This window comes from Ruegeria atlantica (genome assembly GCF_013032005.1).
GTDB lineage: Bacteria > Pseudomonadota > Alphaproteobacteria > Rhodobacterales > Rhodobacteraceae > Ruegeria > Ruegeria atlantica_A.
In genome coordinates this window covers 65156-86823 of the sequence record NZ_WQBE01000002.1, presented here as the reverse complement: position 1 = coordinate 86823, position 21668 = coordinate 65156, and the positions used below count along the sequence as shown (strand labels likewise).

27 protein-coding genes are annotated in these 21668 nt (G+C 59.2%); 18 read left to right on the top strand and 9 right to left on the bottom strand.

The features are described from left to right. The first annotated feature begins 169 nt into the window (after nucleotides 1-169). From GOX21_RS06260 to GOX21_RS06245, 4 genes are read left to right on the top strand one after another with little or no spacing between them, the layout of a single operon-like run. A complete protein-coding gene (locus tag GOX21_RS06260) occupies nucleotides 170-1414 on the top strand; it encodes an ABC transporter substrate-binding protein (RefSeq protein ID WP_170349751.1) in 1245 nt (414 codons plus the stop codon). Between the two features lie 57 nt (nucleotides 1415-1471). Continuing rightward, complete coding sequence (locus GOX21_RS06255) at nucleotides 1472-2344, top strand: carbohydrate ABC transporter permease (protein ID WP_170376252.1); 873 nt, start codon at nucleotides 1472-1474, stop codon at nucleotides 2342-2344. Beyond that, entirely contained in the window at nucleotides 2337-3236 is a 900-nt protein-coding gene (locus tag GOX21_RS06250) for a carbohydrate ABC transporter permease (protein WP_170349753.1), read from the top strand. The genes GOX21_RS06255 and GOX21_RS06250 overlap by 8 nt, the downstream gene beginning before the upstream one ends. A 3-nt stretch (nucleotides 3237-3239) precedes the next feature. Next, nucleotides 3240-4337: an ABC transporter ATP-binding protein gene (locus GOX21_RS06245; RefSeq protein WP_170349754.1), complete on the top strand. Its 1098-nt coding sequence runs from the start codon at nucleotides 3240-3242 to the stop codon at nucleotides 4335-4337. A gap of 58 nt (nucleotides 4338-4395) precedes the next feature. On the opposite strand, the gene GOX21_RS06240 is transcribed toward GOX21_RS06245, so the two are convergent. After that, nucleotides 4396-5004: an MlaC/ttg2D family ABC transporter substrate-binding protein gene (locus GOX21_RS06240; protein WP_170349755.1), complete on the bottom strand. Its 609-nt coding sequence runs from the start codon at nucleotides 5002-5004 to the stop codon at nucleotides 4396-4398. After that, nucleotides 4994-5773 carry an MlaA family lipoprotein gene (locus GOX21_RS06235; protein ID WP_170349851.1) on the bottom strand — a complete coding sequence of 260 codons (780 nt, stop codon included), beginning with the start codon at nucleotides 5771-5773 and terminating at the stop codon, nucleotides 4994-4996. The genes GOX21_RS06240 and GOX21_RS06235 overlap by 11 nt, the downstream gene beginning before the upstream one ends. Before the next feature lie 328 nt (nucleotides 5774-6101). Here GOX21_RS06235 and GOX21_RS06230 point away from each other — a divergent pair, with 328 nt between their 5' ends. The 4 genes from GOX21_RS06230 to GOX21_RS06215 are packed head-to-tail and all read left to right on the top strand — an operon-like array spanning nucleotide 6102 to nucleotide 8844. After that, the gene (locus GOX21_RS06230) at nucleotides 6102-6557 is read left to right on the top strand and encodes a RidA family protein (protein ID WP_058282655.1); all 456 of its coding nucleotides are present in this window, start codon (nucleotides 6102-6104) and stop codon (nucleotides 6555-6557) included. Next, nucleotides 6554-7321 (top strand): glycerophosphodiester phosphodiesterase family protein, encoded by a 768-nt coding sequence (locus GOX21_RS06225; protein ID WP_170376250.1) that lies wholly within the window; start codon nucleotides 6554-6556, stop codon nucleotides 7319-7321. The genes GOX21_RS06230 and GOX21_RS06225 overlap by 4 nt, the downstream gene beginning before the upstream one ends. Before the next feature lie 45 nt (nucleotides 7322-7366). Next, nucleotides 7367-8554: a GNAT family N-acetyltransferase gene (locus GOX21_RS06220; protein WP_170376248.1), complete on the top strand. Its 1188-nt coding sequence runs from the start codon at nucleotides 7367-7369 to the stop codon at nucleotides 8552-8554. Beyond that, the gene (locus GOX21_RS06215; protein ID WP_170349758.1) at nucleotides 8551-8844 is read left to right on the top strand and encodes a 4a-hydroxytetrahydrobiopterin dehydratase; all 294 of its coding nucleotides are present in this window, start codon (nucleotides 8551-8553) and stop codon (nucleotides 8842-8844) included. The genes GOX21_RS06220 and GOX21_RS06215 overlap by 4 nt, the downstream gene beginning before the upstream one ends. On the opposite strand, the gene GOX21_RS06210 is transcribed toward GOX21_RS06215, so the two are convergent. From GOX21_RS06210 to GOX21_RS06195, 4 genes are all read right to left on the bottom strand, one after another. Beyond that, nucleotides 8841-9152 carry a hypothetical protein gene (locus GOX21_RS06210; RefSeq protein WP_170376246.1) on the bottom strand — a complete coding sequence of 104 codons (312 nt, stop codon included), beginning with the start codon at nucleotides 9150-9152 and terminating at the stop codon, nucleotides 8841-8843. The two genes, GOX21_RS06215 and GOX21_RS06210, sit on opposite strands and share 4 nt — an antisense overlap. Nucleotides 9153-9167: 15 nt before the next feature. Beyond that, a complete protein-coding gene (locus GOX21_RS06205; RefSeq protein WP_254428477.1) occupies nucleotides 9168-9515 on the bottom strand; it encodes a hypothetical protein in 348 nt (115 codons plus the stop codon). An 11-nt stretch (nucleotides 9516-9526) separates the two neighbouring features. After that, complete coding sequence (locus GOX21_RS06200; protein ID WP_058282649.1) at nucleotides 9527-9772, bottom strand: glycine zipper 2TM domain-containing protein; 246 nt, start codon at nucleotides 9770-9772, stop codon at nucleotides 9527-9529. 103 nt (nucleotides 9773-9875) lie between these two features. After that, nucleotides 9876-10361, bottom strand: a complete 486-nt coding sequence (locus GOX21_RS06195; RefSeq protein WP_170349761.1) for a peroxiredoxin — start codon at nucleotides 10359-10361, stop codon at nucleotides 9876-9878. 100 nt (nucleotides 10362-10461) lie between these two features. Here GOX21_RS06195 and GOX21_RS06190 point away from each other — a divergent pair, with 100 nt between their 5' ends. From GOX21_RS06190 to GOX21_RS06175, 4 genes are all read left to right on the top strand, one after another. Next, nucleotides 10462-11673 carry an NAD(P)/FAD-dependent oxidoreductase gene (locus tag GOX21_RS06190; RefSeq protein WP_170376242.1) on the top strand — a complete coding sequence of 404 codons (1212 nt, stop codon included), beginning with the start codon at nucleotides 10462-10464 and terminating at the stop codon, nucleotides 11671-11673. Continuing rightward, the gene (gene rsmD, locus GOX21_RS06185) at nucleotides 11670-12227 is read left to right on the top strand and encodes a 16S rRNA (guanine(966)-N(2))-methyltransferase RsmD (protein WP_170376240.1); all 558 of its coding nucleotides are present in this window, start codon (nucleotides 11670-11672) and stop codon (nucleotides 12225-12227) included. The genes GOX21_RS06190 and rsmD overlap by 4 nt, the downstream gene beginning before the upstream one ends. Before the next feature lie 86 nt (nucleotides 12228-12313). After that, on the top strand, nucleotides 12314-12949 hold the full coding sequence (locus tag GOX21_RS06180; RefSeq protein ID WP_170376238.1) for an HAD family hydrolase: 636 nt from the start codon (nucleotides 12314-12316) through the stop codon (nucleotides 12947-12949). 24 nt (nucleotides 12950-12973) lie between these two features. Further along, nucleotides 12974-13153, top strand: a complete 180-nt coding sequence (locus GOX21_RS06175; RefSeq protein WP_170349765.1) for a hypothetical protein — start codon at nucleotides 12974-12976, stop codon at nucleotides 13151-13153. Here the strand turns inward: GOX21_RS06175 and map are convergent. Beyond that, nucleotides 13141-13953 (bottom strand): type I methionyl aminopeptidase, encoded by an 813-nt coding sequence (map, locus tag GOX21_RS06170; protein WP_170349766.1) that lies wholly within the window; start codon nucleotides 13951-13953, stop codon nucleotides 13141-13143. The two genes, GOX21_RS06175 and map, sit on opposite strands and share 13 nt — an antisense overlap. Nucleotides 13954-14144: 191 nt before the next feature. On the opposite strand from map, the gene GOX21_RS06165 reads away from it, so the two are divergent. Beyond that, nucleotides 14145-15833: a tetratricopeptide repeat-containing sulfotransferase family protein gene (locus tag GOX21_RS06165; protein ID WP_170376236.1), complete on the top strand. Its 1689-nt coding sequence runs from the start codon at nucleotides 14145-14147 to the stop codon at nucleotides 15831-15833. Between the two features lie 37 nt (nucleotides 15834-15870). On the opposite strand, the gene GOX21_RS06160 is transcribed toward GOX21_RS06165, so the two are convergent. Both GOX21_RS06160 and sfsA read right to left on the bottom strand, forming a co-directional pair. Then, nucleotides 15871-17013: an amidohydrolase gene (locus tag GOX21_RS06160; RefSeq protein ID WP_254428476.1), complete on the bottom strand. Its 1143-nt coding sequence runs from the start codon at nucleotides 17011-17013 to the stop codon at nucleotides 15871-15873. Between the two features lie 105 nt (nucleotides 17014-17118). Next, nucleotides 17119-17826 carry a DNA/RNA nuclease SfsA gene (gene sfsA / locus GOX21_RS06155; protein WP_170376232.1) on the bottom strand — a complete coding sequence of 236 codons (708 nt, stop codon included), beginning with the start codon at nucleotides 17824-17826 and terminating at the stop codon, nucleotides 17119-17121. 52 nt (nucleotides 17827-17878) lie between these two features. Between sfsA and GOX21_RS06150 the strand changes: the two genes are divergently transcribed. Genes GOX21_RS06150 through GOX21_RS06130 form a run of 5 tightly spaced genes read left to right on the top strand, consistent with a single transcriptional unit; the run spans nucleotide 17879 to nucleotide 21562 of the window. Then, a complete protein-coding gene (locus GOX21_RS06150) occupies nucleotides 17879-18601 on the top strand; it encodes a competence/damage-inducible protein A (protein ID WP_170349770.1) in 723 nt (240 codons plus the stop codon). Further along, on the top strand, nucleotides 18598-19326 hold the full coding sequence (locus GOX21_RS06145) for a GNAT family N-acetyltransferase (protein WP_170376230.1): 729 nt from the start codon (nucleotides 18598-18600) through the stop codon (nucleotides 19324-19326). Before GOX21_RS06150 ends, GOX21_RS06145 begins: the two co-directional genes overlap by 4 nt. Further along, a complete protein-coding gene (locus GOX21_RS06140; RefSeq protein WP_170376228.1) occupies nucleotides 19323-19895 on the top strand; it encodes a peroxidase-related enzyme in 573 nt (190 codons plus the stop codon). Before GOX21_RS06145 ends, GOX21_RS06140 begins: the two co-directional genes overlap by 4 nt. Next, nucleotides 19892-20794 (top strand): OmpA family protein, encoded by a 903-nt coding sequence (locus GOX21_RS06135; RefSeq protein WP_170376226.1) that lies wholly within the window; start codon nucleotides 19892-19894, stop codon nucleotides 20792-20794. Before GOX21_RS06140 ends, GOX21_RS06135 begins: the two co-directional genes overlap by 4 nt. A gap of 48 nt (nucleotides 20795-20842) precedes the next feature. After that, a complete protein-coding gene (locus tag GOX21_RS06130) occupies nucleotides 20843-21562 on the top strand; it encodes an SDR family NAD(P)-dependent oxidoreductase (RefSeq protein WP_170376224.1) in 720 nt (239 codons plus the stop codon). Nucleotides 21563-21668 lie beyond the last annotated feature (106 nt).

Genomic DNA, 21668 nt, shown 5'->3' with positions numbered 1-21668 from the left:
ACGGAAACAGATTCAATGTCAACGTAACACGCTGTAACAAAAGCAGTGAATTTTTGGGTGGTTGCCGGGCTTTGGCGCGGATTCAGCGTTGCCAGATGACGAACTGGTCTCAGAATAACGGGCATCGCTGCATCAGCAGTCACTAAGTTCTCTAGGGAGGAGACAGACAATGAAGCATTTTGCATTCGCCACCGTTTCGACATTGGCCGTTGTGGCCGGGTCGTCGGTTCTGGCCGAGCCGCAGGCCGAGGTTCTGCATTGGTGGACGTCGGGTGGTGAGGCCAAATCGGTCGCCGTACTGCAGGAAGAGTTCGCGTCGAATGGCGGAACCTGGACCGATATGCCGGTTGCAGGTGGTGGCGGTGACGCGGCCATGACCGCGTTGCGTGCCCGGGTGCTGGCCGGAAACGCGCCGACCGCAGTTCAGCTGAAAGGCCCCGCAATTCAGGAATGGTACGAAGAGGGCGTTCTGGCCGATATCTCATCCGTGGCCGACGCCGAAGGCTGGGCGGATGTGCTGCCCGCATCCATCGCAGGTCACATGAAGTGCGAGGGCACATGGTGCGCCGCACCAGTGAACGTACATCGCGTAGACTGGATCTGGGCCAATGCTGATGTTCTGGCCGCAAATGGCATCGAAATGCCGACCACCTGGGACGAGTTCAACGCTGCTGCTGATAAGCTGCAGGCTGCCGGTGTGATCCCGCTGGCCCATGGTGGTCAGTCATGGCAGGACGCGACCGTCTTTGAAACTGTGGTTCTGGGTATCGGCGGGCCCGAGTTCTTCCAGAAAGCGCTGGTCGATCTGGACCCCGAGGCGCTGACCTCGGACACGATGGTACAGGTCTTTGATCAGATGCGTACTCTGCGCGGCTATGTCGACGAGAACTTCTCGGGCCGCGACTGGAACCTTGCAACAGCGATGGTCATGAACGGCGAAGCAGCCTTCCAGATCATGGGTGACTGGGCCAAGGGTGAGTTCCTGGCGGCCGGCAAGAAGCCCGGTGAAGATTTCCTGTGCGCCTCGACCCCCGGCGACGGCTATCTTTACAACGTTGACAGCTTTGCCATGTTCGACGTGGACGGAGATGACAAGAAAGCCGGTCAAGACCTGTTGGCCAAGCTGATCGTGGCGCCGAACTTCCAGAAGGTGTTCAATCTGAACAAAGGCTCGATCCCTGCCCGCACCGACGTCGCGCTGGATGATTTTGACATCTGCGCCAACCTGTCGGCTGAAGACATGGGCTCGACCTCGGACGCTGGGTCGCTGTTGCCGTCCTATGCCCATGGCATGGCGCTGCGCGGGTCGCAGTCCGGTGCGATCACCGACGTTGTGACCGCGCATTTTAACTCGGATATGTCCTCGGCTGACGCGGTTCAGCAACTGGCGGACGCGGTGGCAAACAGCTACTGATCCAATACGCTCTGCCCCCTATAATGTGGGGCAGAGCATCTTTCCCCGGAGGAAAAAATGTCCGAATGGCTGGAAAACCACCTGCCCAAGGTGGTGCTGGCACCGTCGTTCATCGCCGTATTGATCTTTGTTTACGGATTTATCGGATGGACCGCATGGGTGTCGCTGACACGATCTAAACTACTGCCGAAATATGAGATCAACGGGTTCATCCAATATGAGCGCCTGTTTGATTCACCCCGCTGGGATACGGCAATCAACAACCTTTACATCTTCGGCGCGCTGTTCATCGTGATCGCGATGGTCCTGGGTCTGCTGCTGGCCATCCTGCTGGATCAGAAGATTCGCGTCGAAGGAGCGATCCGGACGATTTACCTGTACCCGATGGCGCTGTCGATGATCGTGACTGGCACGGCTTGGAAGTGGATTTTGAACCCCGGATTGGGCATTGAATCCATGGTGCAGGGTTGGGGCTTTCCGAATTTCGAGTTCGACTGGCTGGTGCACCCTGACTACGCGATCTATACGATCGTAATCGCTGCTATCTGGCAGAGCTCGGGCTTTGTTATGGCGTTGTTTCTGGCAGGTCTGCGGTCTGTGGATGGCGAAATCATCAAGGCCGCGCAGGTCGATGGTATTCCCACTTGGCGCATCTATACGGCGATCATCATCCCGTCGATGGCTCCGATCTTCCTGTCGGCGTTCATCGTGCTGGCGCACCTTGCGATCAAGAGCTTTGACCTGGTCATCGCCCTGACAGGCGGCGGTCCGGGCTACGCGACCGATCTGCCTGCCACTTACATGTATGCCATGGCGTTTTCGCGCGGCGATATCGGTCAGGCGGCATCCTCCGCGATGATCATGATGCTTGTCGTCTTTGCCATCGTGGTTCCCTATCTTTACTCAGAGCTGAGGGCGAAAAATGACTGATCTGTCGATGCCCCAAACCCAAACCCGCACCCAAAGCGCCACGGGCAAGATCGCCTTGCGCTGGTTGCTGTATGTCCTGCTGGGCCTGTTCGCGCTGTATTACCTGATGCCGCTTTTCGTGATGTTGACCACGTCGCTTAAAAGCCTTGAGGAAATTCGCACAGGCAGCCTGATCTCGCTGCCGCGTGAGGTCAGCTTTGACGCCTGGAAAACGGCGTGGTCCGGGGCTTGCACCGGTATCCAGTGTGAAGGGCTGCGGCCGTACTTCTGGAACTCGGTCCTGATCGCGGTGCCTGCGGTGGCCCTTTCGACCCTACTGGGCGCGCTGAATGGCTATGTCGTGGCGCAATGGCGGTTCAAAGGCGCTAATATCATCTTCTCGCTGATGCTGTTTGGTTGCTTCATCCCGTTTCAGGTTGTGCTGCTGCCGATGGCGCGTCTGCTGGGCATGATGGGGATCGCCGGGACCATTCCGGGTCTGATCTTCGTCCACGTGATCTATGGCCTCGGTTTCACTACACTGTTTTTCCGCAATTACTATGTCACCATTCCGGCCGAGCTGACCAAGGCGGCCCGGGTCGATGGGGCCGGATTCCTGCGGATATTCTGGTCGATCTTCCTGCCGCTGTCGCTGCCCATCATCGTGGTGACCGTGATCTGGCAGTTCACGCAGATCTGGAACGACTTCCTGTTCGGCGTGTCGTTCAGCCAGGCGGGGACGCAGCCCGTGACCGTGGCGCTCAACAACATCGTAAACTCCACCACCGGCGTCAAAGAGTACAACGTCGACATGGCCGCCGCGATCATCGCGGGGTTGCCGACGCTGCTCGTTTATGTCGTCGCCGGTAAGTATTTCATCCGCGGTCTGACCGCTGGCTCAGTGAAGGGATAACCCATGGCTCCCATCCTCGATATCAACAATCTGTACAAGAATTACGGCGCAACTGAGGTTCTGAAGGACATCAACATTTCGATCGAACCGGGTGATTTCCTGGTGCTGGTCGGCCCCTCTGGTTGCGGCAAGTCCACCCTGCTGAACTGTATTGCGGGGCTGGAGGAAATTACCGGCGGCACGCTGTCCATCGGGGGCAAGGACATGACCCATGTCAGCCCCAAGGATCGCGACATCGCGATGGTGTTCCAGTCTTATGCCCTGTACCCGACAATGTCCGTGGCCAAGAACATCACCTTTGGCATGAAGGTACGCGGGGTCGATCAGGCGACGCAGGAGGCCAAGCTGAACGAGGTTGCCTCGTTGCTGCAGATCGAGCCGCTGCTGAACCGCCGCCCCAGCCAATTGTCAGGCGGTCAGCGTCAGCGAGTGGCGATGGGTCGGGCGCTGGTGCGCGATCCCAAACTGTTTCTGTTTGACGAGCCGTTATCGAACCTTGACGCCAAGCTGCGGGTCGAGATGCGAACCGAGATCAAGAAACTGCATCAGACGCTGGATGCCTCGATCGTCTACGTGACCCATGACCAGATCGAGGCGATGACGCTGGCGACCAAGATCGTGGTTCTCAAAGGTGGAATCGTGCAGCAGATCGGCAGCCCGGCTGAAATCTACAACAACCCGGCCAACCTGTTTGTGGCTGATTTTATGGGCTCACCGGCGATGAACCTGATCCCGGCGCAAGCGTCCAAGACCGGCCCGGGCACGCAGATCGCCATTGCACGTGAAACGGGCGAGACACTGGTTCTGAACGATGCCCGCGATCTGTCACTGCCCGAGGATGTGATTCTGGGCCTGCGCCCCGAAGACATTGCCGAGGCCGGGTTCCGTGCCGGTGATGGTGTGCAAGAGGCCTCCTGTATGGTCGACATGGTCGAACCGGCGGGGGCTGATACTTATGTGGTCTCGGAACTGGGCGGCAAACAGGTCACTGCGCGGCTGCACGCGGAAACCAGTGCGCAGGCGGGCAAGATGTTGAACCTGGCCTTTGACATGAGCAAGGTGTCCTATTTCGCCAAGGAAACTGGCGAACGCCTGAACTAAAACCAAAAAAGAGCCGCGCGAACCCAATCGCGCGGCGCTTTTTCATTTGTGAACCGGATCAGCTTAGCTTGTTTCGGCTCATATCCTTGATCAGACGGTTCAGATCGCCCCCACGCGCATCCAGCATGGCGCCGACCTCTGTCCGTTCGGTCAGCAGCATGTTCACCCCTTCGATGAACATGTTAAAGAACTTGTCGCGGCCCGATTTGTCCGACACCAGGAATGTCACCTCAAACGGGGAAGACCCCTGCAACTTGACCGAGGTGCGCACCTCGTAGCCCGCCTTGATTTTGCGGGCATTGCGAACAGTGACTTGGCCACCAATGAACTCGCGGAAGCGGCGGCCATATTTGTTGGAAATATAGCCTTGAAACGCTTTGGTGAATTGCTTGATCTGCGAGGGGCTGGCTGAGCGGCCATCGGCCCCCAGCACATAGCGCGCCATGATCGGCACATCGGCATATTGCACGAAGATCTTTTCAAAATCGCGGATCATCGCCTTTTCGGATTTGCCCGAGGCGATCACGCGGTTGATATCGTCCACGACACTGACAACCAGTGCCTTAGCGCTGGCTTCGGTCTGTGCAAAGGCGGGCAGGGCGGTCAGCATCGCACTGGCCAGGCCAGTGGCGATAAAGCCGCGTCGGTTCAGATGGTTATTCGGCATAGGGGTCCTCGTAGGGGTCTAAGTAGGGGTCCCTGACTGGGTCAGTCCCGATATCTGCATAAGGGTCATCGTACAGACCCAGATAGGCGTCCTCATCGTCGCGTGCCAGTTCAAAGCGGCGGTTTTGGATGTAAATTGTCTGTGCCTGCGCATAGCTGTCGGCGCTTTCATACAGGATTGAATCCACCGTATCCGAGAACCGGCCCCGATCACCCATGCGGCGGACGACCTCTGCATATACGCCGATATTGTCCACCGGACGGACCGGTGTGAAATTGATCGGATTCGAGAATAGATTGACCACAACACCAATCGCATCCCGTTGGGTTGACGGGCCATAGAAAGGCAGCTCGACATAAGCGCCCTCGCCAACGCCCCAAACATGCAGGGTCTCGCCGAAATCGGTATCCACCGGCGGCAGGTTCAACTCGGCAGCAGGGTCAGACAGGCCCAAGCCGCCCACAGTGGTATTGACCACAAAGCGCAGCAAAGCGTTGCCGGATTGTTTGACATTGCCTTGCAACAGGTAGTCCAGCGCCTGCCCGGGCATCGTCAGGTTTTCAGCGAAATGGTTAAAGCTTGTCACCATCGGATCGGGTACGATCTTGACATAGCCTTTCGAGGCCGGGCGGAACAGAAACCGGTCAACGCCCAAGTTGAATTTGTGAATGCCCCGGTTGGTGTTCTCATAGGGATCGAACACCTCATTCGACGGGGTCCCCTCCGGCGGTCGCGTGGCGCAGGCGCTAAGGAATGCCATCACGGACATGACGATAAGGTGCTTCAGGCGGGGTCTGCTCAACACGGTCTTTGCCACTCCTAAACGTTCGGGTTCCACACGCCCGAACTGTCAATCAATACTGCCCGTGGCCACATAGCATGGCCCAATCCGATGTCACATATACGTTTCGCAACCAGTATGAAACAAAAAGCGTTTAACCTGTGCGACGTACTTACGTAAAGTGGTACAGGTTCAACTGTTCGGCATAGGAAGAGTTACGCTGACCGCTCTGGGTCGTCTATCCCCGTTTTCGTACTTTCCGATCCCGGTCTTCCCGGTTAGCTTCGCCCCGACTCAAAGATTGGGAGGAAGCTTCATGAGCATCGCAGCAAAACTGGAAAGCCTGGGCGTCAACCTACCGGACGCGCCTGCGCCGGCGGCGAACTATGTACCCTTCGTTCGGGTGGGCAACATCGTCTATGTCTCGGGCCAGATTTCCAAGGATGACGATCTGATCACCGGCAAGCTGGGCGATGACATGGAAATCGAAGCCGGTGCCGCTGCCGCGAAGGTTTGCGCCATCAATCTGCTGGCGCAGGTCAAGGCAGCCTGTGGCGGTGACATCGATAAGCTGGTGAAAGTGATCAAGCTGACCGGTTTCGTGAACTCGACCGCCGATTTCACAGCACAGCCCCAGGTGATCAACGGGGCGTCGGATTTCCTGGTCGAGGCGCTGGGCGAGGCTGGCCGTCATTCCCGCTCGGCCGTCAGCGCCGCGGCACTGCCGCTGGGCGTGGCCGTCGAAATCGAAGGTATTTTCGAGGTTCAATGACACCGACCTTGCCGTCAGTTTTCCTGCAGGCCCCGATTGCGCATCGGGCGCTGCATGACCTTTCGGATAACCGCCCGGAAAACAGCCGGGCGGCCATCCGTGCGGCTGTCGAGGCCGGGTACGGGATCGAGATGGATTTGCAGCGAACCTCGGACAGCCGGGCAATGGTGTTTCATGATTACGACATGACACGCCTGACCGGGCAGCCCGGCCCTATTCAGCGGGTGACGGCGACACAGGCGCAGGCGACGCAGCTACTACATGCTGATGATGGTATTCCGACGCTGGACGACGTGCTTGCACTGGTGGACGGCAAGGTTCCCCTGCTGATCGAGTTCAAGGATCAGGACGGCGCGATGGGTCCCAATGTCGGATCACTTGAGGCTGACGCAGTGCGGGCCTTGCAAGGGTATGACGGACCGGTGGCCTTGATGTCTTTCAATCCCAACAGCGTGGCCGAACTGGCGCGTCTTGCCCCCCATCTGCCGCGCGGGTTGGTGACTTGTTCTTACCAGCCCAAGGTCGAGCTGCTGCCGCAGAAGGTCTGCGATCACCTGCGCGACATACCCGATTTTGACAGGGTCGGTGCCAGCTTTATCAGCCATGAGGTCGCCGATCTGTCCCGCCCCCGCGTGGCCGAATTGAAAGCGCGCGGCGTGCCGGTTCTGTGTTGGACCGTACGCTCGGCCGAGCAAGAGGCTCAGGCCCGAAGGGTTGCCGATAACGTGACCTTCGAAGGGTATTTGGCCCCACATCCGGGTTGAACCTGCCCCTCGGTGTCACAGATAAAGATCAGACGCGGAGGGCACATGGATCAGGCGCAAATCGAAGTTCAGGTTCTGAGATCGCTTTCGCAGATTTCTGCGACCGAATGGGATGCCTGCGCCTGCCCCGAGGCCGCCGACGGTGGTCGGCCGCTTGATCCCTTTACCACGCATCGATTCCTGCTGGCGCTGGAAAACAGCGGTTCGGTTGGGCCGGGCACTGGCTGGCAGCCTCAATACCTGACCGCATATCTGGATGGGATGCTGATCGCGGCCGCGCCGATGTATGCCAAATCGCACAGTCAAGGCGAATACATCTTCGACCACAGCTGGGCCCATGCTTATGAAAACGCAGGCGGGCGGTATTACCCCAAACTGCAGATCGCGGTACCGTTCACTCCGGCCACCGGGCGGCGGTTTCTGGTGCGACCGGGCTACGAGGTGCCGGGCATGTCGGCCCTGGTGCAAGGGGCCGTGCAGATTGCAGCCGATAACCGGGTGTCTTCGGTTCATGCCACGTTCTGCACCGAGGACGAAGCGCTGGCGGGCGAACAGATGGGTCTGTTGCTGCGTCAATCACAGCAGTTTCACTGGCTTAACGGCCAATATGCGGATTTTGATGGGTTTCTGGCCGCGCTGTCCTCGCGCAAGCGCAAGAATATCCGTAAGGAACGCGCGCAGGCCTGCGAATTTGGCGGAGAAATTCACACCTATTCCGGTGATGATCTGCGCCTTGAACATTGGGATGCGTTCTGGCGGTTCTATCAGGATACCGGCGCGCGGAAGTGGGGATCGCCTTACCTGACGCGACAATTCTTTGATATCGCTCAGGAAACCATGACTGACGATATGGCATTGGTTCTGGCAGAGAGGGATGGCTATCCGATTGCCGGGGCACTGAATTTTATTGGGCGCGAAACGCTTTATGGCCGCTATTGGGGCTGCGTCGAACATCACCCCTGTCTGCATTTTGAATTGTGCTACTATAGGGCGATCGACTTTGCCATTGCAGAAGGATTGGCCCGTGTTGAGGCCGGTGCGCAGGGCGAACACAAGCTGGCGCGGGGCTATCTTCCCATGCGCACGTATAGCTTGCATTGGGTCGCCGACCCCGGCTTTGCCGATGCGATCAAGAAATATCTGGACGCCGAGGCCCACGCAGTGGGACAAGAGATTGAGATTCTGACGGAATACGGCCCGTTCAGGAAATCGAACCCGGAGGAACAGCAATGACCGAACTATTGTCGCCCGAGACCCGCGGACCGCTTCTGGACCCGCTGTTCAACAACGGCTGGACCATGGTCGAAGACCGGGATGCGATCACCAAGACCTTTATCTTCGAAGATTTCGTGCATGCCTTTGGCTGGATGACGCAGGTGGCGATTTTTGCCGAAAAGTGGAATCACCACCCCGAATGGTCCAACGTCTACCGCACAGTCGAGGTGACGCTGGCCACCCATGATGTCGGTGGCATTTCGGCGCTGGATGCAAAGCTGGCGCGCAAGATGGACAGCCTGGTTTAGCCTCTGTCGCTCCGCGAGCCTTCTCCGCCGGCCAGGGATGCAGCAATACCCAATTGCCGGAACTCATCAGGTGTCACGGTTCCGTCGCTGACGTTGATATTGCCAGGAATTTGCGTCGTCCGATTGCCGATTTGGCGCACACTGCGGGCTGCCGGATTAATATCCAGACATTTGGTGTTATAGCAGGTCAGCCCGGAAGTGTTGATCTGGATAAATGTCTGCCCGTCCGGTCCGGTCACAACCGGCGCCTGCGGTACATCGCAGGCCGCCACCAGTAAAAGCGCACCCAAACGGATCCATTTGTTCATCGTGCGCTCCTGTTGCTAGTCCAGGTGACCGTTGCCGTTTTTATCCGCCGCATTGAAATCGTCGTTCATCTGCGCGTCGTATTCCGCCCGAGAGATAAAGTCGTCATTATCGCGGTCAACGTCCTGAAACTGTTTTATGTCCAGAAACGGCTTGGCTTCGTCCAATCCCAGCGTGCCGTTCTTGTCGTCATCCATTTCCTGAAAGGCATAATCGGAAAAGGCATCGAACTCATCGCGGGACAAGAAGCCGTCATTGTTCTTGTCGATGGCCTTCAGTTCGTTTTCATGCAACTCGCCCACGGTCTCGGCTGTGGCCGCACCGGCCAGTATAAGGGCCGCAGCAATCAAAATTCCACGTGTCATCTCGGCTCTCCTCAGCATGCGTATCTGTTGCCTTCAATCGCGCCAGCGGCTGCGCCTGCCGCAGTCAGGATGGATTTACCTGATCCGCCACCGAATTGGTTGCCGATCGCGCCGCCGATCAATGCACCGCCCAGTGATCCGCTGAGACATGCGATTTCATGCTGCCGCGCCGCCTGTTGCTGAGGGGTGGGTGCCGGGCCGCAGGCGGCCAATGCCCCCGCTGTGCCCAGTAATAGAGTGAATACTTTCAGTTTCATCAATGAACTCCCTGATTGTATGCCACAACTATTGGCTGATCAGGGCGTTGCATCAAGTTAAATGCGTTTGCGGCCCCGAGGTGACCCGGGGCCGCGCGCAGGATCAGATCGCGTCCAGCAGAGTTTCGCCTGCTGAAATCTCGCAGGTGCCGGGGCTTTCTTCCAGGTTCAGCGCAGTGACCTTGCCGTCTTCGACCAGCATGGCATAGCGTTTGGACCGGGCATACAGTCCGGCGGGCGGGGCGTCGAATTCCATGCCAATGGCCTTGGTGAATTCGGCTGAGGCATCGCCCAGCATGGTCAGGCCTGCATCGGCCGCGCCTGTGGCCTCGCCCCAGGCTTTCATAACAAACGGGTCGTTGACCGAAACGCAGATGATCTCATCCACGCCATTGGCGGTAAACTGGTCTTTGGTGCGAATGAAGCTGGGCACATGGGCCGAACTGCAGGTCGGCGTGTATGCTCCGGGCACCGCAAAGATCACCACTTTGCGCCCTTTGGTTTTGTCTGAAATCCGCACCTCTTCGGGGCCGTCTGCGCCCAGTTGCGTCAGTGTGGCGTCGGGCAGTGTCTCACCTGTTGAAATCATTTTTTAAGCTCCTGTCGTTTGGATTTGCAGAGTCGGGCTCAGCCGCAATATAGGTGGTCGCGTGGATGAGACCACGGGAATTCGACACGGTGGGAGGAACATGAGCCATATTGTCGTCATCGGTGCCGGGCAGGCGGGGTCGTCGCTTGTTGCCAGGCTGCGCAAAGACGGGTTCGAAGGGGACGTCACTCTGATCGGGGCCGAGCCGCATCTGCCTTATCAGCGCCCGCCGCTGTCAAAGGCTTATCTGCTGGGTGAAATGGAGCTGGAGCGCCTGTTCCTGCGGCCCGAAAGCTTCTATGCCGAGAACAATATCACCCTACGTTTGGGTCAGCGCGTGACGGCGATTGATCCGCAGGCCAAAACCGTGACCGTAGGGGATGAGGTCATCGCATATGACGAACTGGCCCTGACCACCGGGTCGGACCCGCGCTACCTGCCTGCCGCGATTGGCGGTGATCTTGAAGGTGTCCACGTAGTACGCGATCTGGCCCATATCGACGAGATGGAGCCCCGCGTGAAAGACGGCGCGCGCGCCCTGATCGTGGGCGGCGGCTATATCGGGCTGGAGGCCGCGGCAGTCTGCGCCAAGCGCGGGGTCAAGGTGACTTTGGTCGAAATGGCCGACCGCATCCTGCAACGGGTCGCTGCGCCCGAGACCAGCGATTACTTCCGCGCATTGCACAGTGAATATGGCGCCGATATCCGCGAAGGTGTCGGGCTGGATCGTCTGGTGGGCGACAACGGCAAGGTGGTTGGTGCGGTTCTGACCGATGGCACCGAGATCGAGGTCGATTTTGTTGTCGTTGGTGTGGGCATCGTCCCATCAACCCAACTGGCCGAGATGGCCAGTCTGGAACTGGACAACGGCATCAAGACCGATGCCCATGGCCGTACGTCTGATCCGTCGATCTGGGCGGCAGGCGACTGCGCGTCCTTCCCACATGGCGATGCCCGTATTCGTCTGGAAAGCGTGCCGAACGCGATTGATCAGGCCGAGATCGTGGCCCAGAACATGGTGGGCGCGGCCAAGGACTATGTGGCGACGCCGTGGTTCTGGTCGGATCAATATGACGTCAAACTGCAGATCGCGGGCCTGAACACCGGCTATGACCGCGTGGTGACCCGTCAGGGTGACGGTCAGACCGTGTCCTTCTGGTACTACCACGGCGATCAACTGATCGCGGTGGATGCGATGAATGATCCGCGCGCTTATATGGTTGGCAAGCGCCTGATCGAAGCGGGCAAAACGGCTGATCCTGCTATCGTAGCTGATCCTGACGCGGACCTGAAACCGCTGCTCAAGGCGTGAGGATCATCGCCGGAGAATTCCGGGGCCGGGCCTTGGCGTCGGTCGGCAAGGGGGATGCGGGCGCACATCTGCGCCCCACCACCGACCGGGTGCGCGAAAGCCTGTTCAACGTGTTGGGTCATCAGATCGACTTTGACGGGCTGCGCGTTCTGGACCTGTTTGCCGGAACCGGCGCGCTGGGGCTTGAGGCGCTGTCGCGCGGCGCTGCACGGGTGACCTTTGTGGATGACGGGCGGGTGGCGCAGGGGCTGATCCGCAAGAATATCGACCTGACCCGCAGCGCCGACCGCACCACCTTGATCCGCCGGGACGCCACGCGGCTGGGCGAAAATCCGGGTGCGCCCTATGATCTGATCTTTCTGGATCCGCCTTATGGAAAATCCATGGGGCAAAAGGCCATCGCTGCCCTGTCCCATGGCTGGATTGCCGACGACGCGCTGATCGTGTGGGAGGAAAACAGCCCCATGGCAGCGCCGCAGGGGTTCGACCTGCAGGACAGCCGGAAATACGGTGACACGCATATCTCGTTGATGTGGCGAAATGTTTCAGGCTGAAACCCTGCGGGCAAGGTTCTGCTGACACCCGGTTTGCACCTGCGCGCACGGTTGGCTAGGCACAGTGCAAAACAAAGAGGGCAGGCATGCACGATCTGGTCATTTTCGATTGCGACGGTGTTCTTGTGGACAGTGAACCGCTGTCCAATCAGGTGCTGGTCGACAATCTTGGACGGTATGGGCTGAACTTGACGCTGGAAGACAGTGTTGCGTTCTTTCTTGGGGGTACAATGACCGGAGTGCGCGACAAGGCCCGCGCGCTGGGCGCAAACCTGCCCGAAGATTGGGTCGATGAGGTTTATGCAGAAACCTATGATCGTTTGCGGCAGGGCGTGGATCTGGTTTCGGGTATTCCGGAACTGCTGACCGCGCTGGATGCCAAGGGCATCCCCTTCTGTGTGGCGTCAAATGGAAGTCCCGACAAAATGCAGATCACTCTGGGCCAGAACGGTTTGTGGGAGCGTTTTAGCGGCGCAATGTACTCCGCCCATGTCTTGGGAACCGCCAAGCCTTATCCGGTCATGTTCCAGACGGCCGCCGATCAATTCGGGGCCACCGCACCAGTGGTGATCGAAGACAGCCAGAACGGCGTAATGGCAGCCAAACGCGCGGGCATGCGCTGTCTGGCCTACGCGCCGCATGGGCAGGGCGAGAAGCTGGCAGAACTTGGGGCCGAAGTCTTTACCGATATGGCCGAGGTTCCGACGCTTTTGGGAATCTGACCCGGGCGTGCTAGCATTCGGGGCATGGACCGTACCTTAAATCCCCCGATCTGGACCCTTTCAAAGGATACGGAATCGACTACCGGCCCCGAACGCAATCCCATGCGCGCGCCGGTATTCATCCATGACGCAGTAACGCCGTGGAGGGATGAGACATTGCTGCTGAAGCTATTGCGCGATCAGGCCGTCAATCAGGACGAATAGGTTGGGTGAAACTTGTTGCCCGGTGACAGGGTAAAGATCTCAACCCCATCTGCCGTGACACCCACCGAATGTTCGAACTGCGCCGATAGTGACTTGTCACGGGTCACGGCGGTCCAGTCATCGGCCAGCGTTTTGGTCTCGGGGCGGCCCAGATTGACCATCGGCTCGATGGTGAAGAACATGCCTTCTTCCAGCTTCGCTCCGGTCCCCGGACGGCCATAGTGCAGCACGTTGGGCGGGGCGTGGAACACACGACCCAACCCGTGGCCACAGAAATCGCGGACAACGCTCATCCGGTGCGCCTCGACATAAGCCTGAATCGCGTGGCCGATATCGCCGAAGGTGTTGCCCGGCTTGACCATCTCAATGCCTTTGAACAGCGCATCATGGGTCACCTGAATCAGACGCTCTGCCTTGCGGGGCAGTTTGCCGGCCACGAACATGCGCGAAGTATCGCCGAACCAGCCGTCAACGATGACGGTAACGTCGATATTCAGGATGTCGCCATCCTTCAGGCGCTTGTCGCCTGGGATGCCGTGGCAGACCACATGATTCACGCTGATACAGCTTGCGTGCTGATAGCCCTTGTAGCCTATGGTGGCCGACGTTGCGCCTGCATCCTCGACCATCTGAGTGATCAGGCGGTCGATCTCACCGGTTGTTTGGCCGGGAAAGACATGATCCGCAATATCGTCGAGTATCCGCGCCGCCAGTGCCCCTGCCGCGTGCATGCCGGCAAAGTCACCCTGTTCATAGATGCGGATGCCATCCTTGGTCAGACGGCCACGATGTTCTTTCATGGATGCGAGGCTCCAAATGTTTCGCGCAGCACTCCTTTTACGCTGCTTGTGCAGAAAGTACCAGAGGGCGTTGGGTCGTAATGTCAAGTCCGCGCCCGGTCTGGTACCTGATCGCATATAGACCCTCAGGTAATTTTCAACTAGCACAAAGCAAGGCTGCGCGGGTGCGCGAAACAGGAGAAGGCGTGCAAATGCAAAGAAAAGCAGACCAGTTGAGGGCCGAGATCACCAATATCAGCGCGCTTCTCCAGGCTGGTCGGCTGGATCAGGCCTTTAAACGCGCCACCAAGGCGGCCAAGAAATGGCCTAAGGCTGCGGCGTTGCCCCGAATTGCCGGTCTGTGCGCAATTCAGCAGCAGAACTTCAAGCAGGCCCAGATTTATTTTGAACGCGCTTGGCGGCTGGACCCCGGCAATGCCGAACTGATCCAGAACTATGGCCTGAGCTTGATTCAAGGCGGCGAACCGGCTGCTGCCTTGAAGTTTCTGGAAAAAATCAGCGCACGTGGTCCTCTCAGCCCGGCGCAGCTGTTCATTCAGGCGTTGGCCCTGCTGCAAGAGCAAGAAGCGGAAATGGCCCTTGTAGCCATCGAACAAGTCCTGAAGCGCGAACCCGCCAATGTGAATGCGCAAATTCTGAAGGCGGACATTCTGGACGCGTTGCAGCAATGGGATAGTGCTGTAGACATGTTGAATACGCTGGTTCGAAAAAACCCGCGGTTTCTTCCCGGCCTGTTGCGTCTTGCCAGATCTCAGTTGGGTTTGGGCCAGCTTGGCGAGGTGTTAAAGAACCTACGCACAGCCCTGGTGCAAGCGCCTGGTCACCCCGAGGCGCTTGAGATGATGGCGGGGTTGCCCAACCTGACCTTCGAGGATGCCGCAACGCTGAAGACGCAGATCGCAGCTGCGCTGGAGCGCGGCGTGCCAAACCCTAAGGATGCTGTGATGGTATGCTTTGCTGCGGCCAGCCTGGCACGCCGCGAAAAGAACACACCGCTTGAAATGCAGCACCTGTCTGAGGCTCATTTGATGCAGCGTGCGGGGTTTGACTCTTGGGAAGAACGCAGCGTGCAGGAATGCGATAAACGGCTGGCTGCGCCATTGCCCGCTGCCCAGCCCAAACCATCCAAGGGCAGTACCCGGCCGATTTTTGTGGTTGGTCTACCCCGGTCGGGCACCACGCTGGTCGAGCGTATTCTGGGCCGTCACTCTGCTGTTCAGGGTTTGGGTGAGCTGGCATCAGTACACCAATGGGCCAGACAGGCCGAAGCGCAACCACCCGAATGGCGCGAGGCTCATAATCTGGCCGATTTCTACATGGGTAAGCTGCCTTCATTGACAGATGGCGCAGTGGCTTTTGTGGACAAAGCACCGGGCAACTACGCTTTTTTGGGTGAGATTGCGCAAGCTTTCCCCAATGCCGTGATTTTTAACGTGCTGCGAGACCCGCGCGATGTCGCGCTGTCCATGTGGCGCGCGAATTTTGGCGCGGGCGGGTTGTATTTCACCCATGACCTGGACTGGATGGCGGCCGAGGCCAACCGCTATCAGCGCTATATGCGGCACTGGCACAAGGTACTGCCCGGGCGCATTCACGACGTTCGGTACGAAACGTTGGTGGGCAATCTGGAAGAAACCGCAAAAGAACTGGCTCAGATCTGCGATCTGTCCTTTGAGGACGCGATGCTGTCACCGGACAAGTCCCCGAACGCGATTAAGACGGCCAGTAACCTACAGGCGCGCAAGCCGGTCAATGCCGCCTCGGTCGGGGGCTGGCAGGCGGTGACAGATGAGTTCGAGCCGTTTGTGAACGGACTGGATGCCGAGTTGTGGGCAGAGTTTCTGGATGCGCCAGGCGATGCTGAGGAACAGCAAGCCTGAAACCGGTTGCGCCCTCATCCATTGGGGCCGCTTCGGTTCAGTCCCTTGCGGGCAAACGATCGCGCGCAAGCGCAGTCCAGAAATCGACCCCCAAGGGTAGCAATTCATCATTGAAATCGTAATCGCTGGAGTGCAGCGGTTGCCCATGCGGTCCGGTTTCGCCATTCCCCATCAGCAGAAAACAGCCCGGAACGGCCGCGCTGAAATGGGCGAAATCTTCGGAAAAGCTCATGGGCTGGCGGTCAGGGATGGTGTCGGCGCCGATGGATCGTGCGGTCCGAACAACGGCCTTTGTGGGTTCCTCGGCATTAATTGTTTCGATGAATTCCGTGTTGAACATGACATCGGCCGAGACCCCGTGCGCGATGGCCACACCGCGTGCGATTTCGCGCATCAGGCCCTCGATGGTGATGCGGTCTTCGGGGCTGCGGGCGCGTACGTCGCCTTTCAAGGTCGCTTGTCCCGGCAGAACATTGCGCTGCCCATCGGTCAGAAACTCGGTCACTGACACCACCGCCCCGGCACCGGGGGCAAGTTTGCGCGATACGATGGTCTGCAATGCCTGCACCATGTCCGCGCCAATGGTGATCGCATCGCGCCCTGCTTGCGGCATCGAGGCATGCCCCCCCTGACCGGTGATGGCAATCTCGAACAGGCTTTCTGAGGAACAGATCAACCCGGTCCGCGTCGATACCTGCCCGACAGGGGCACCGGGAAGGTTGTGAATGGCATAGATCTCGTCCACCGGAAACTGTCCCAGAATCCCTTCATCAATCATCGCCCGCGCGCCGAGCCCATGTTCTTCATTGGGCTGGAACAAAAAAACTATGGTGCCATCGAAGCTGGGATCAGCAGCCAGTTCCTGCGCGGCGCCCAATAACATCGACATGTGGCCGTCATGCCCACAGGCATGCATCACGCCATCGGTCTCCGAGGGGTAATCGTGCTGGCTGGTCTCATGAATCGGCAGGGCATCCATATCAGCGCGCAGCCCGATGGCCCGGTTGCCTGTACCCGCTTTCAACACCCCCACGACGCCGACGCCTTCGTGAACGTCCAGCCCAAGGTCGCGCAGAAATTCCGCTACTTTGGCCTTGGTACGTGTCTCATCGAACCCAAGTTCCGGAAAGCGGTGAAAATCTTGCCGCAAGGCAACTAGCTTTTCTTGATTGGACTCCAAGTGCGTTCCCCTGACTGGTTGGTAAATCGTTGGTGCGGGTGACCCGGGCATAGTCAAACGCGCGGACCGGGAAATGGCAACGGGCGCAACAGATAAAATCCGGCCTTATCCGGGTTGCGCCCGAATCCTTTCGCCGACCGTGATTTCGGTGGGTGCAATGCGCGTGCCGTAAATCAGCCGCTCGACCCCTTGCCCCTGCGCGACCTCGAACGCGGCCGCGTAGGCTGGGTCGATATCCGCGGCCAGCGCGAACCGGTCGCAATCGGTGCGCTGCACCAGATACAGCATGATCGCGCGGTGCCCCTGCGCCGCCATCTCCGCCAATTCGCCCAGATGCTTGGTGCCGCGGGCGGTGACACTGTCCGGGAATTCGGCCAGTCCCGGTTGGCGAGACAGGGTGACGCTTTTGACCTCGACATAGGCATCTGGCAGGCCCGGTTGGGTCAATAAAAAGTCGATGCGGCTGTTTTCGCCGTATTTCACCTCGGGGCGGACGGTCCTGTAGGCCGCAAGTTGCGGAATCTCACCAGCTTCCAGTGCCGCGCGCAGGGCTTTGTTGGGAACCGAGGTGTCGACCCCGGTAAAGTGTCCATTTTCATGATCGACCAAACGCCAGCCGTATTTCAGTTTCTTCTTCGGGTCGTCATTGGGCTCCAGCCAGATTTTCCCACCCGGCTCCGCCAGACCCATCATTGAGCCCGGATTGGCGCAGTGTGCGGTCACCTCGCGCCCGTCCTCCAACGTGCAATCGGCCAGGAAGCGTTTGTAGCGTCGGATCAGGCGGGCGGGGACAAGGGGGGTTTCAAATTTCATGCCTCAGGGCCTATACCTGCTCCAAAGGTCGATCAAGAGGGAGGCACGCGCCATGGCCAATCCAACCGCTGCAATGCTGGTGATCGGGGATGAAATCCTTTCAGGCCGCACCCGAGATGCGAATATGCATTACCTCGCCGGTGAACTGACCAAACATGGCATCGATCTGAAAGAGGTGCGCATTGTCAGCGACGACGCATCCGCCATTGAAACGGCGGTCAAGGCGTTGTCGGAAGCCTATGACAATGTCTTTACCAGCGGTGGGATCGGCCCGACCCATGACGATATCACCGCCGACAGCATTGCCCGTGCGTTCGACACGCCTATCGACGTGCGCGAGGATGCGCGCGCTTTGTTGCAGGCCCGCTATGACAAATCCGGGCAGGAGTTGAACGCGGCCCGCCTGCGTATGGCGCGCATTCCGGACGGGGCGGCGCTGATCGACAATCCGGTTTCGACCGCGCCGGGGTTCACCATTCAGAACGTGCATGTGATGGCCGGGGTGCCCTCGGTGTTTCAGGCGATGGTTGCCAGCGTGTTGCCCGGCCTGACCGGTGGCAGCCCGTTGTTGTCGCAAACCCTGCGCGTGGAACGTGGTGAGGGAGATATCGCGGGACCGCTGTCCGCCTTAGCTGAAGATTTCTCGGACCTGTCCATCGGCAGCTACCCGTACCAGATCAACGGCGTGTTTGGGGCGAACGTGGTTGTGCGCGGCACAGACGGGGCGCGGATCGACGCGGCTGTCACCCGGTTGGCGAAAGAGCTTGATCTGTGAGCGTCAACTGGCCCGACATCGTTGACGGCACCTGGCCCGCTGCGGGCTATGAACGGCTGGGGCCGTTTCAGCTGCGACAAGGGCAGGGCGGCGGATCGCGGGTGTCAGCGGCCAGTGCACTGGGCCCGGTGACCGAAGCTGATATCAGCGCCGCCGAGGCTGCAATGCAGGCAATGGGGCAAAAGCGCCTGTTCTGTCTGCGTCCGGGGGATGAGGCATTGGATGCTCAGCTTGCCGCGTGCGGGTATGAGGTTCTGGATCCGGTTAACATCTATGCCTGCCGGGCAATTCACCTGACCGATACACCGATCCCGCGCGTGATGGTCTTTCCAACACCGGAACCCCTTGCGATTATGCGCGAAATTTGGGCGCAGGGTGGAATTGGTCCGGCACGTGTTGCGGTGATGGAGCGGGCGAAGGGCCCGAAAACCGGGCTACTGCTGCGCCGCGACGATCAGCCCGCCGGTACTGTATTTGTCGCGATACAAAACGGTGTTGCGATGGTTCACGCGCTTGAGGTTCTGCCGCAGCACCGGCGACACGGGTTGGGTGCCTGGGCGATGCGCGCGGCAGCCTTTTGGGCACAGGAAAACGGTGCCGAAACACTCAGCGTGATCTGCACCAAGGCGAATGCTGCGGCCAACGGGCTTTATCACGCACTTGGGATGGAGATTGTCGGCGAATACCACTACCGTCAGCTTGCCCAAGGAGAGAGCCTGACGTGACCGACCAGAATTTGCCCACCGCGCTGAATTTGCCGATGGTGGACCCGCTGCCGCCCGAGACGCAGAAATATTTTGATATCTGTGTGGAAAAACTGGGCTTTGTACCGAATGTGCTGCGGGCCTATGCGTTTGATATCGACAAGCTGAACGCATTTACCGCGACGTATAACGATCTGATGCTGGGCGACAGTGGGCTGAGCAAGCTGGAACGGGAAATGATCGCCGTGGTCGTTTCGGCGATCAACAAGTGCTTTTACTGCCTTGTGGCCCATGGCGCAGCGGTGCGGCAATTGTCGGGCGATCCACAACTGGGTGAGATGCTGGTGATGAACTACCGTGTGGCGCCATTGGACCCGCGACAGCGCGCGCTGCTGGATTTCGCCGCCAAAATGACGACTTCCAGCGCCGAGATCGAAGAGCCCGATCGCCAACACCTACGGGATGTCGGGCTGACAGACCGGGATATCTGGGATCTTGCCAATGTCACCGGATTTTTCAACATGTCGAACCGGGTTGCCAGTGCTACGGCCATGGCCCCGAATGACGAATATCACGCGCAGGCCCGATGACCCGAATTGCCTTACTGATCCTGTTGTTGCTGGCCGGACCGCTTGCCGCGCAAGACCTGACCCTGCCTAGCGGCGCGCGCCAGCTCAGCGACCGTGTCAGCCCCTTGGACAGTTACGATCTGCCAACTGGTCCCTTTGCCGATGGCAACCTGCCCGTGCGCCACGTCGAAGGGCAGGTTGAGCGCATCACATGGCGTGTGCAATCGGGCTCTAGCACCACGTTGCAGTTGTTGGCGCCATTGCGTGAACAGATCATCGCGCAGGGCTATGAGGTCTTGTTCGAATGCGAGGCTCGGAACTGCGGCGGGTTCGATTTCCGCTTCGGGACCGAGGTGGTGCCGACCCCCGACATGTATGTCTCGATCCAGGATTACCGCTTCTTGGCTGCCACGCGCGGGGATGAGGTACTGAGCCTGCTGGTCAGCCGCAACCCGCCCAGCGGCTATGTGCAGATGATCCGTGTCACCCCGGTTGGTGTCGCTGCTCCGCCGCCACTGGTGATTGAGGAAACGGTCAGTGGTTCGGACGGCCTGCTGAGCGAATTGGCCCAGAACGGGCATGTGATTCTGGACGACCTGCATTTCCGTACCGGTGAGATCACGCTGGGTGACGGGCCCTTTGCCTCTCTGGATTTGATTGCCGGGTATTTGGCCGACAATCTGGGTACGCGGCTGGCGTTGGTGGGCCACACAGATGATACCGGCGCGCTGGATGCTAACATCTCGGTTAGCACGGGTCGGGCGCAAGCGGTGCGAACCCGTTTGATCGAGGCGCATGGGGTTGCCGCCGACCGGCTTGAGGCGCGGGGGATTGGGTATCTGGCACCGCTGACGTCAAACGCAACCGCCGAAGGGCGCGATCTGAATCGCCGGGTTGAGGCCGTATTGCTGGTCAATTGATCGCACCGACTTAGGTCAGTGAGAGGACCAAGAGTGAAGGAGCCTGCCATGGCCGATCAGACACAAACCCCTCAGGCATTGATCATCGGCGCGGGGGCAGGCTTGTCGGCCTCATTCGCGCGGGCCTTGGCTCGGGATGGATATGCGCTGCACTTGACCGCGCGCGATATCGCGAAACTGGAACCTCTGGTTGCCGAAACGGGTGCGACGCTTCATCAGCTGGACGGTACGGATGCCACGGGCGTGGCGGCGTTGGTCGCCGATCTGCCGGGTGAATTGCGTGTGGCCTGTTACAACCCCTCGGCCCGGCAGCGTGGTCCCATCACCGATCTGGACCCCGAAACGGTACGCAAGGCGGTTGAAGTAACGGCCCACGGGGCCTTTTTATTAGGGCAGGCCGCTGCCCGCCGCATGCTGGACCAGCCGATGCGGGACAACCGGCGCGGAACGATTCTGTTCACCGGTGCCTCGGCTGGGGTCAAGGGCTTTCCGCTGTCCGCACCCTTTGCCATGGGCAAATTTGCACAACGCGGATTGGCGCAATCCATGGCGCGCGAGTTGCACCCCAAGGGCATCCACGTGGCGTGGGTCAATATCGACGGCGGCATCCGCAATGCGTCCCGTCCGGAACGGGTTGAGGCCACGGACAACCCCGACAGCATGTTGGACCCGGACGCCATCGCGCGGGAATACATGCATTTGGTACATCAGCACCGATCCGCCTGGAGTAACGAGCTGACCTTGCGTCCTTGGGTCGAGCGTTTCTAAGAGACAATCAAGAAAAAAAGACCCGCGCTGATGCGCGGGCCGTCGAGGTTCACCGGGGAGATATTTCCTGTTACTTGCACTATCACTGGCAAAAGAGACGATTTGT

Bases quoted from the DNA above. Each gene is read 5' to 3' on its own strand.
- GOX21_RS06210 (WP_170376246.1), bottom strand. From the start codon at position 9,152: ATGAACAAATGGATCCGTTTGGGTGCGCTTTTACTGGTGGCGGCCTGC.
- GOX21_RS06180 (WP_170376238.1), top strand. From the start codon at position 12,314: ATGCACGATCTGGTCATTTTCGATTGCGACGGTGTTCTTGTGGACAGT.
- GOX21_RS06225 (WP_170376250.1), top strand. From the start codon at position 6,554: ATGACACCGACCTTGCCGTCAGTTTTCCTGCAGGCCCCGATTGCGCAT.
- GOX21_RS06200 (WP_058282649.1), bottom strand. From the start codon at position 9,772: ATGAAACTGAAAGTATTCACTCTATTACTGGGCACAGCGGGGGCATTG.
- GOX21_RS06260 (WP_170349751.1), top strand. From the start codon at position 170: ATGAAGCATTTTGCATTCGCCACCGTTTCGACATTGGCCGTTGTGGCC.
- GOX21_RS06175 (WP_170349765.1), top strand. From the start codon at position 12,974: ATGGACCGTACCTTAAATCCCCCGATCTGGACCCTTTCAAAGGATACG.
- GOX21_RS06195 (WP_170349761.1), bottom strand. From the start codon at position 10,361: ATGATTTCAACAGGTGAGACACTGCCCGACGCCACACTGACGCAACTG.
- GOX21_RS06135 (WP_170376226.1), top strand. From the start codon at position 19,892: ATGACCCGAATTGCCTTACTGATCCTGTTGTTGCTGGCCGGACCGCTT.
- GOX21_RS06250 (WP_170349753.1), top strand. From the start codon at position 2,337: ATGACTGATCTGTCGATGCCCCAAACCCAAACCCGCACCCAAAGCGCC.
- GOX21_RS06255 (WP_170376252.1), top strand. From the start codon at position 1,472: ATGTCCGAATGGCTGGAAAACCACCTGCCCAAGGTGGTGCTGGCACCG.
- GOX21_RS06165 (WP_170376236.1), top strand. From the start codon at position 14,145: ATGCAAAGAAAAGCAGACCAGTTGAGGGCCGAGATCACCAATATCAGC.
- GOX21_RS06190 (WP_170376242.1), top strand. From the start codon at position 10,462: ATGAGCCATATTGTCGTCATCGGTGCCGGGCAGGCGGGGTCGTCGCTT.
- sfsA (WP_170376232.1), bottom strand. From the start codon at position 17,826: ATGAAATTTGAAACCCCCCTTGTCCCCGCCCGCCTGATCCGACGCTAC.
- GOX21_RS06150 (WP_170349770.1), top strand. From the start codon at position 17,879: ATGGCCAATCCAACCGCTGCAATGCTGGTGATCGGGGATGAAATCCTT.
- GOX21_RS06215 (WP_170349758.1), top strand. From the start codon at position 8,551: ATGACCGAACTATTGTCGCCCGAGACCCGCGGACCGCTTCTGGACCCG.
- GOX21_RS06235 (WP_170349851.1), bottom strand. From the start codon at position 5,773: ATGTCCGTGATGGCATTCCTTAGCGCCTGCGCCACGCGACCGCCGGAG.
- map (WP_170349766.1), bottom strand. From the start codon at position 13,953: ATGAAAGAACATCGTGGCCGTCTGACCAAGGATGGCATCCGCATCTAT.
- GOX21_RS06220 (WP_170376248.1), top strand. From the start codon at position 7,367: ATGGATCAGGCGCAAATCGAAGTTCAGGTTCTGAGATCGCTTTCGCAG.
- GOX21_RS06245 (WP_170349754.1), top strand. From the start codon at position 3,240: ATGGCTCCCATCCTCGATATCAACAATCTGTACAAGAATTACGGCGCA.
- GOX21_RS06230 (WP_058282655.1), top strand. From the start codon at position 6,102: ATGAGCATCGCAGCAAAACTGGAAAGCCTGGGCGTCAACCTACCGGAC.
- GOX21_RS06240 (WP_170349755.1), bottom strand. From the start codon at position 5,004: ATGCCGAATAACCATCTGAACCGACGCGGCTTTATCGCCACTGGCCTG.
- GOX21_RS06205 (WP_254428477.1), bottom strand. From the start codon at position 9,515: ATGACACGTGGAATTTTGATTGCTGCGGCCCTTATACTGGCCGGTGCG.
- GOX21_RS06130 (WP_170376224.1), top strand. From the start codon at position 20,843: ATGGCCGATCAGACACAAACCCCTCAGGCATTGATCATCGGCGCGGGG.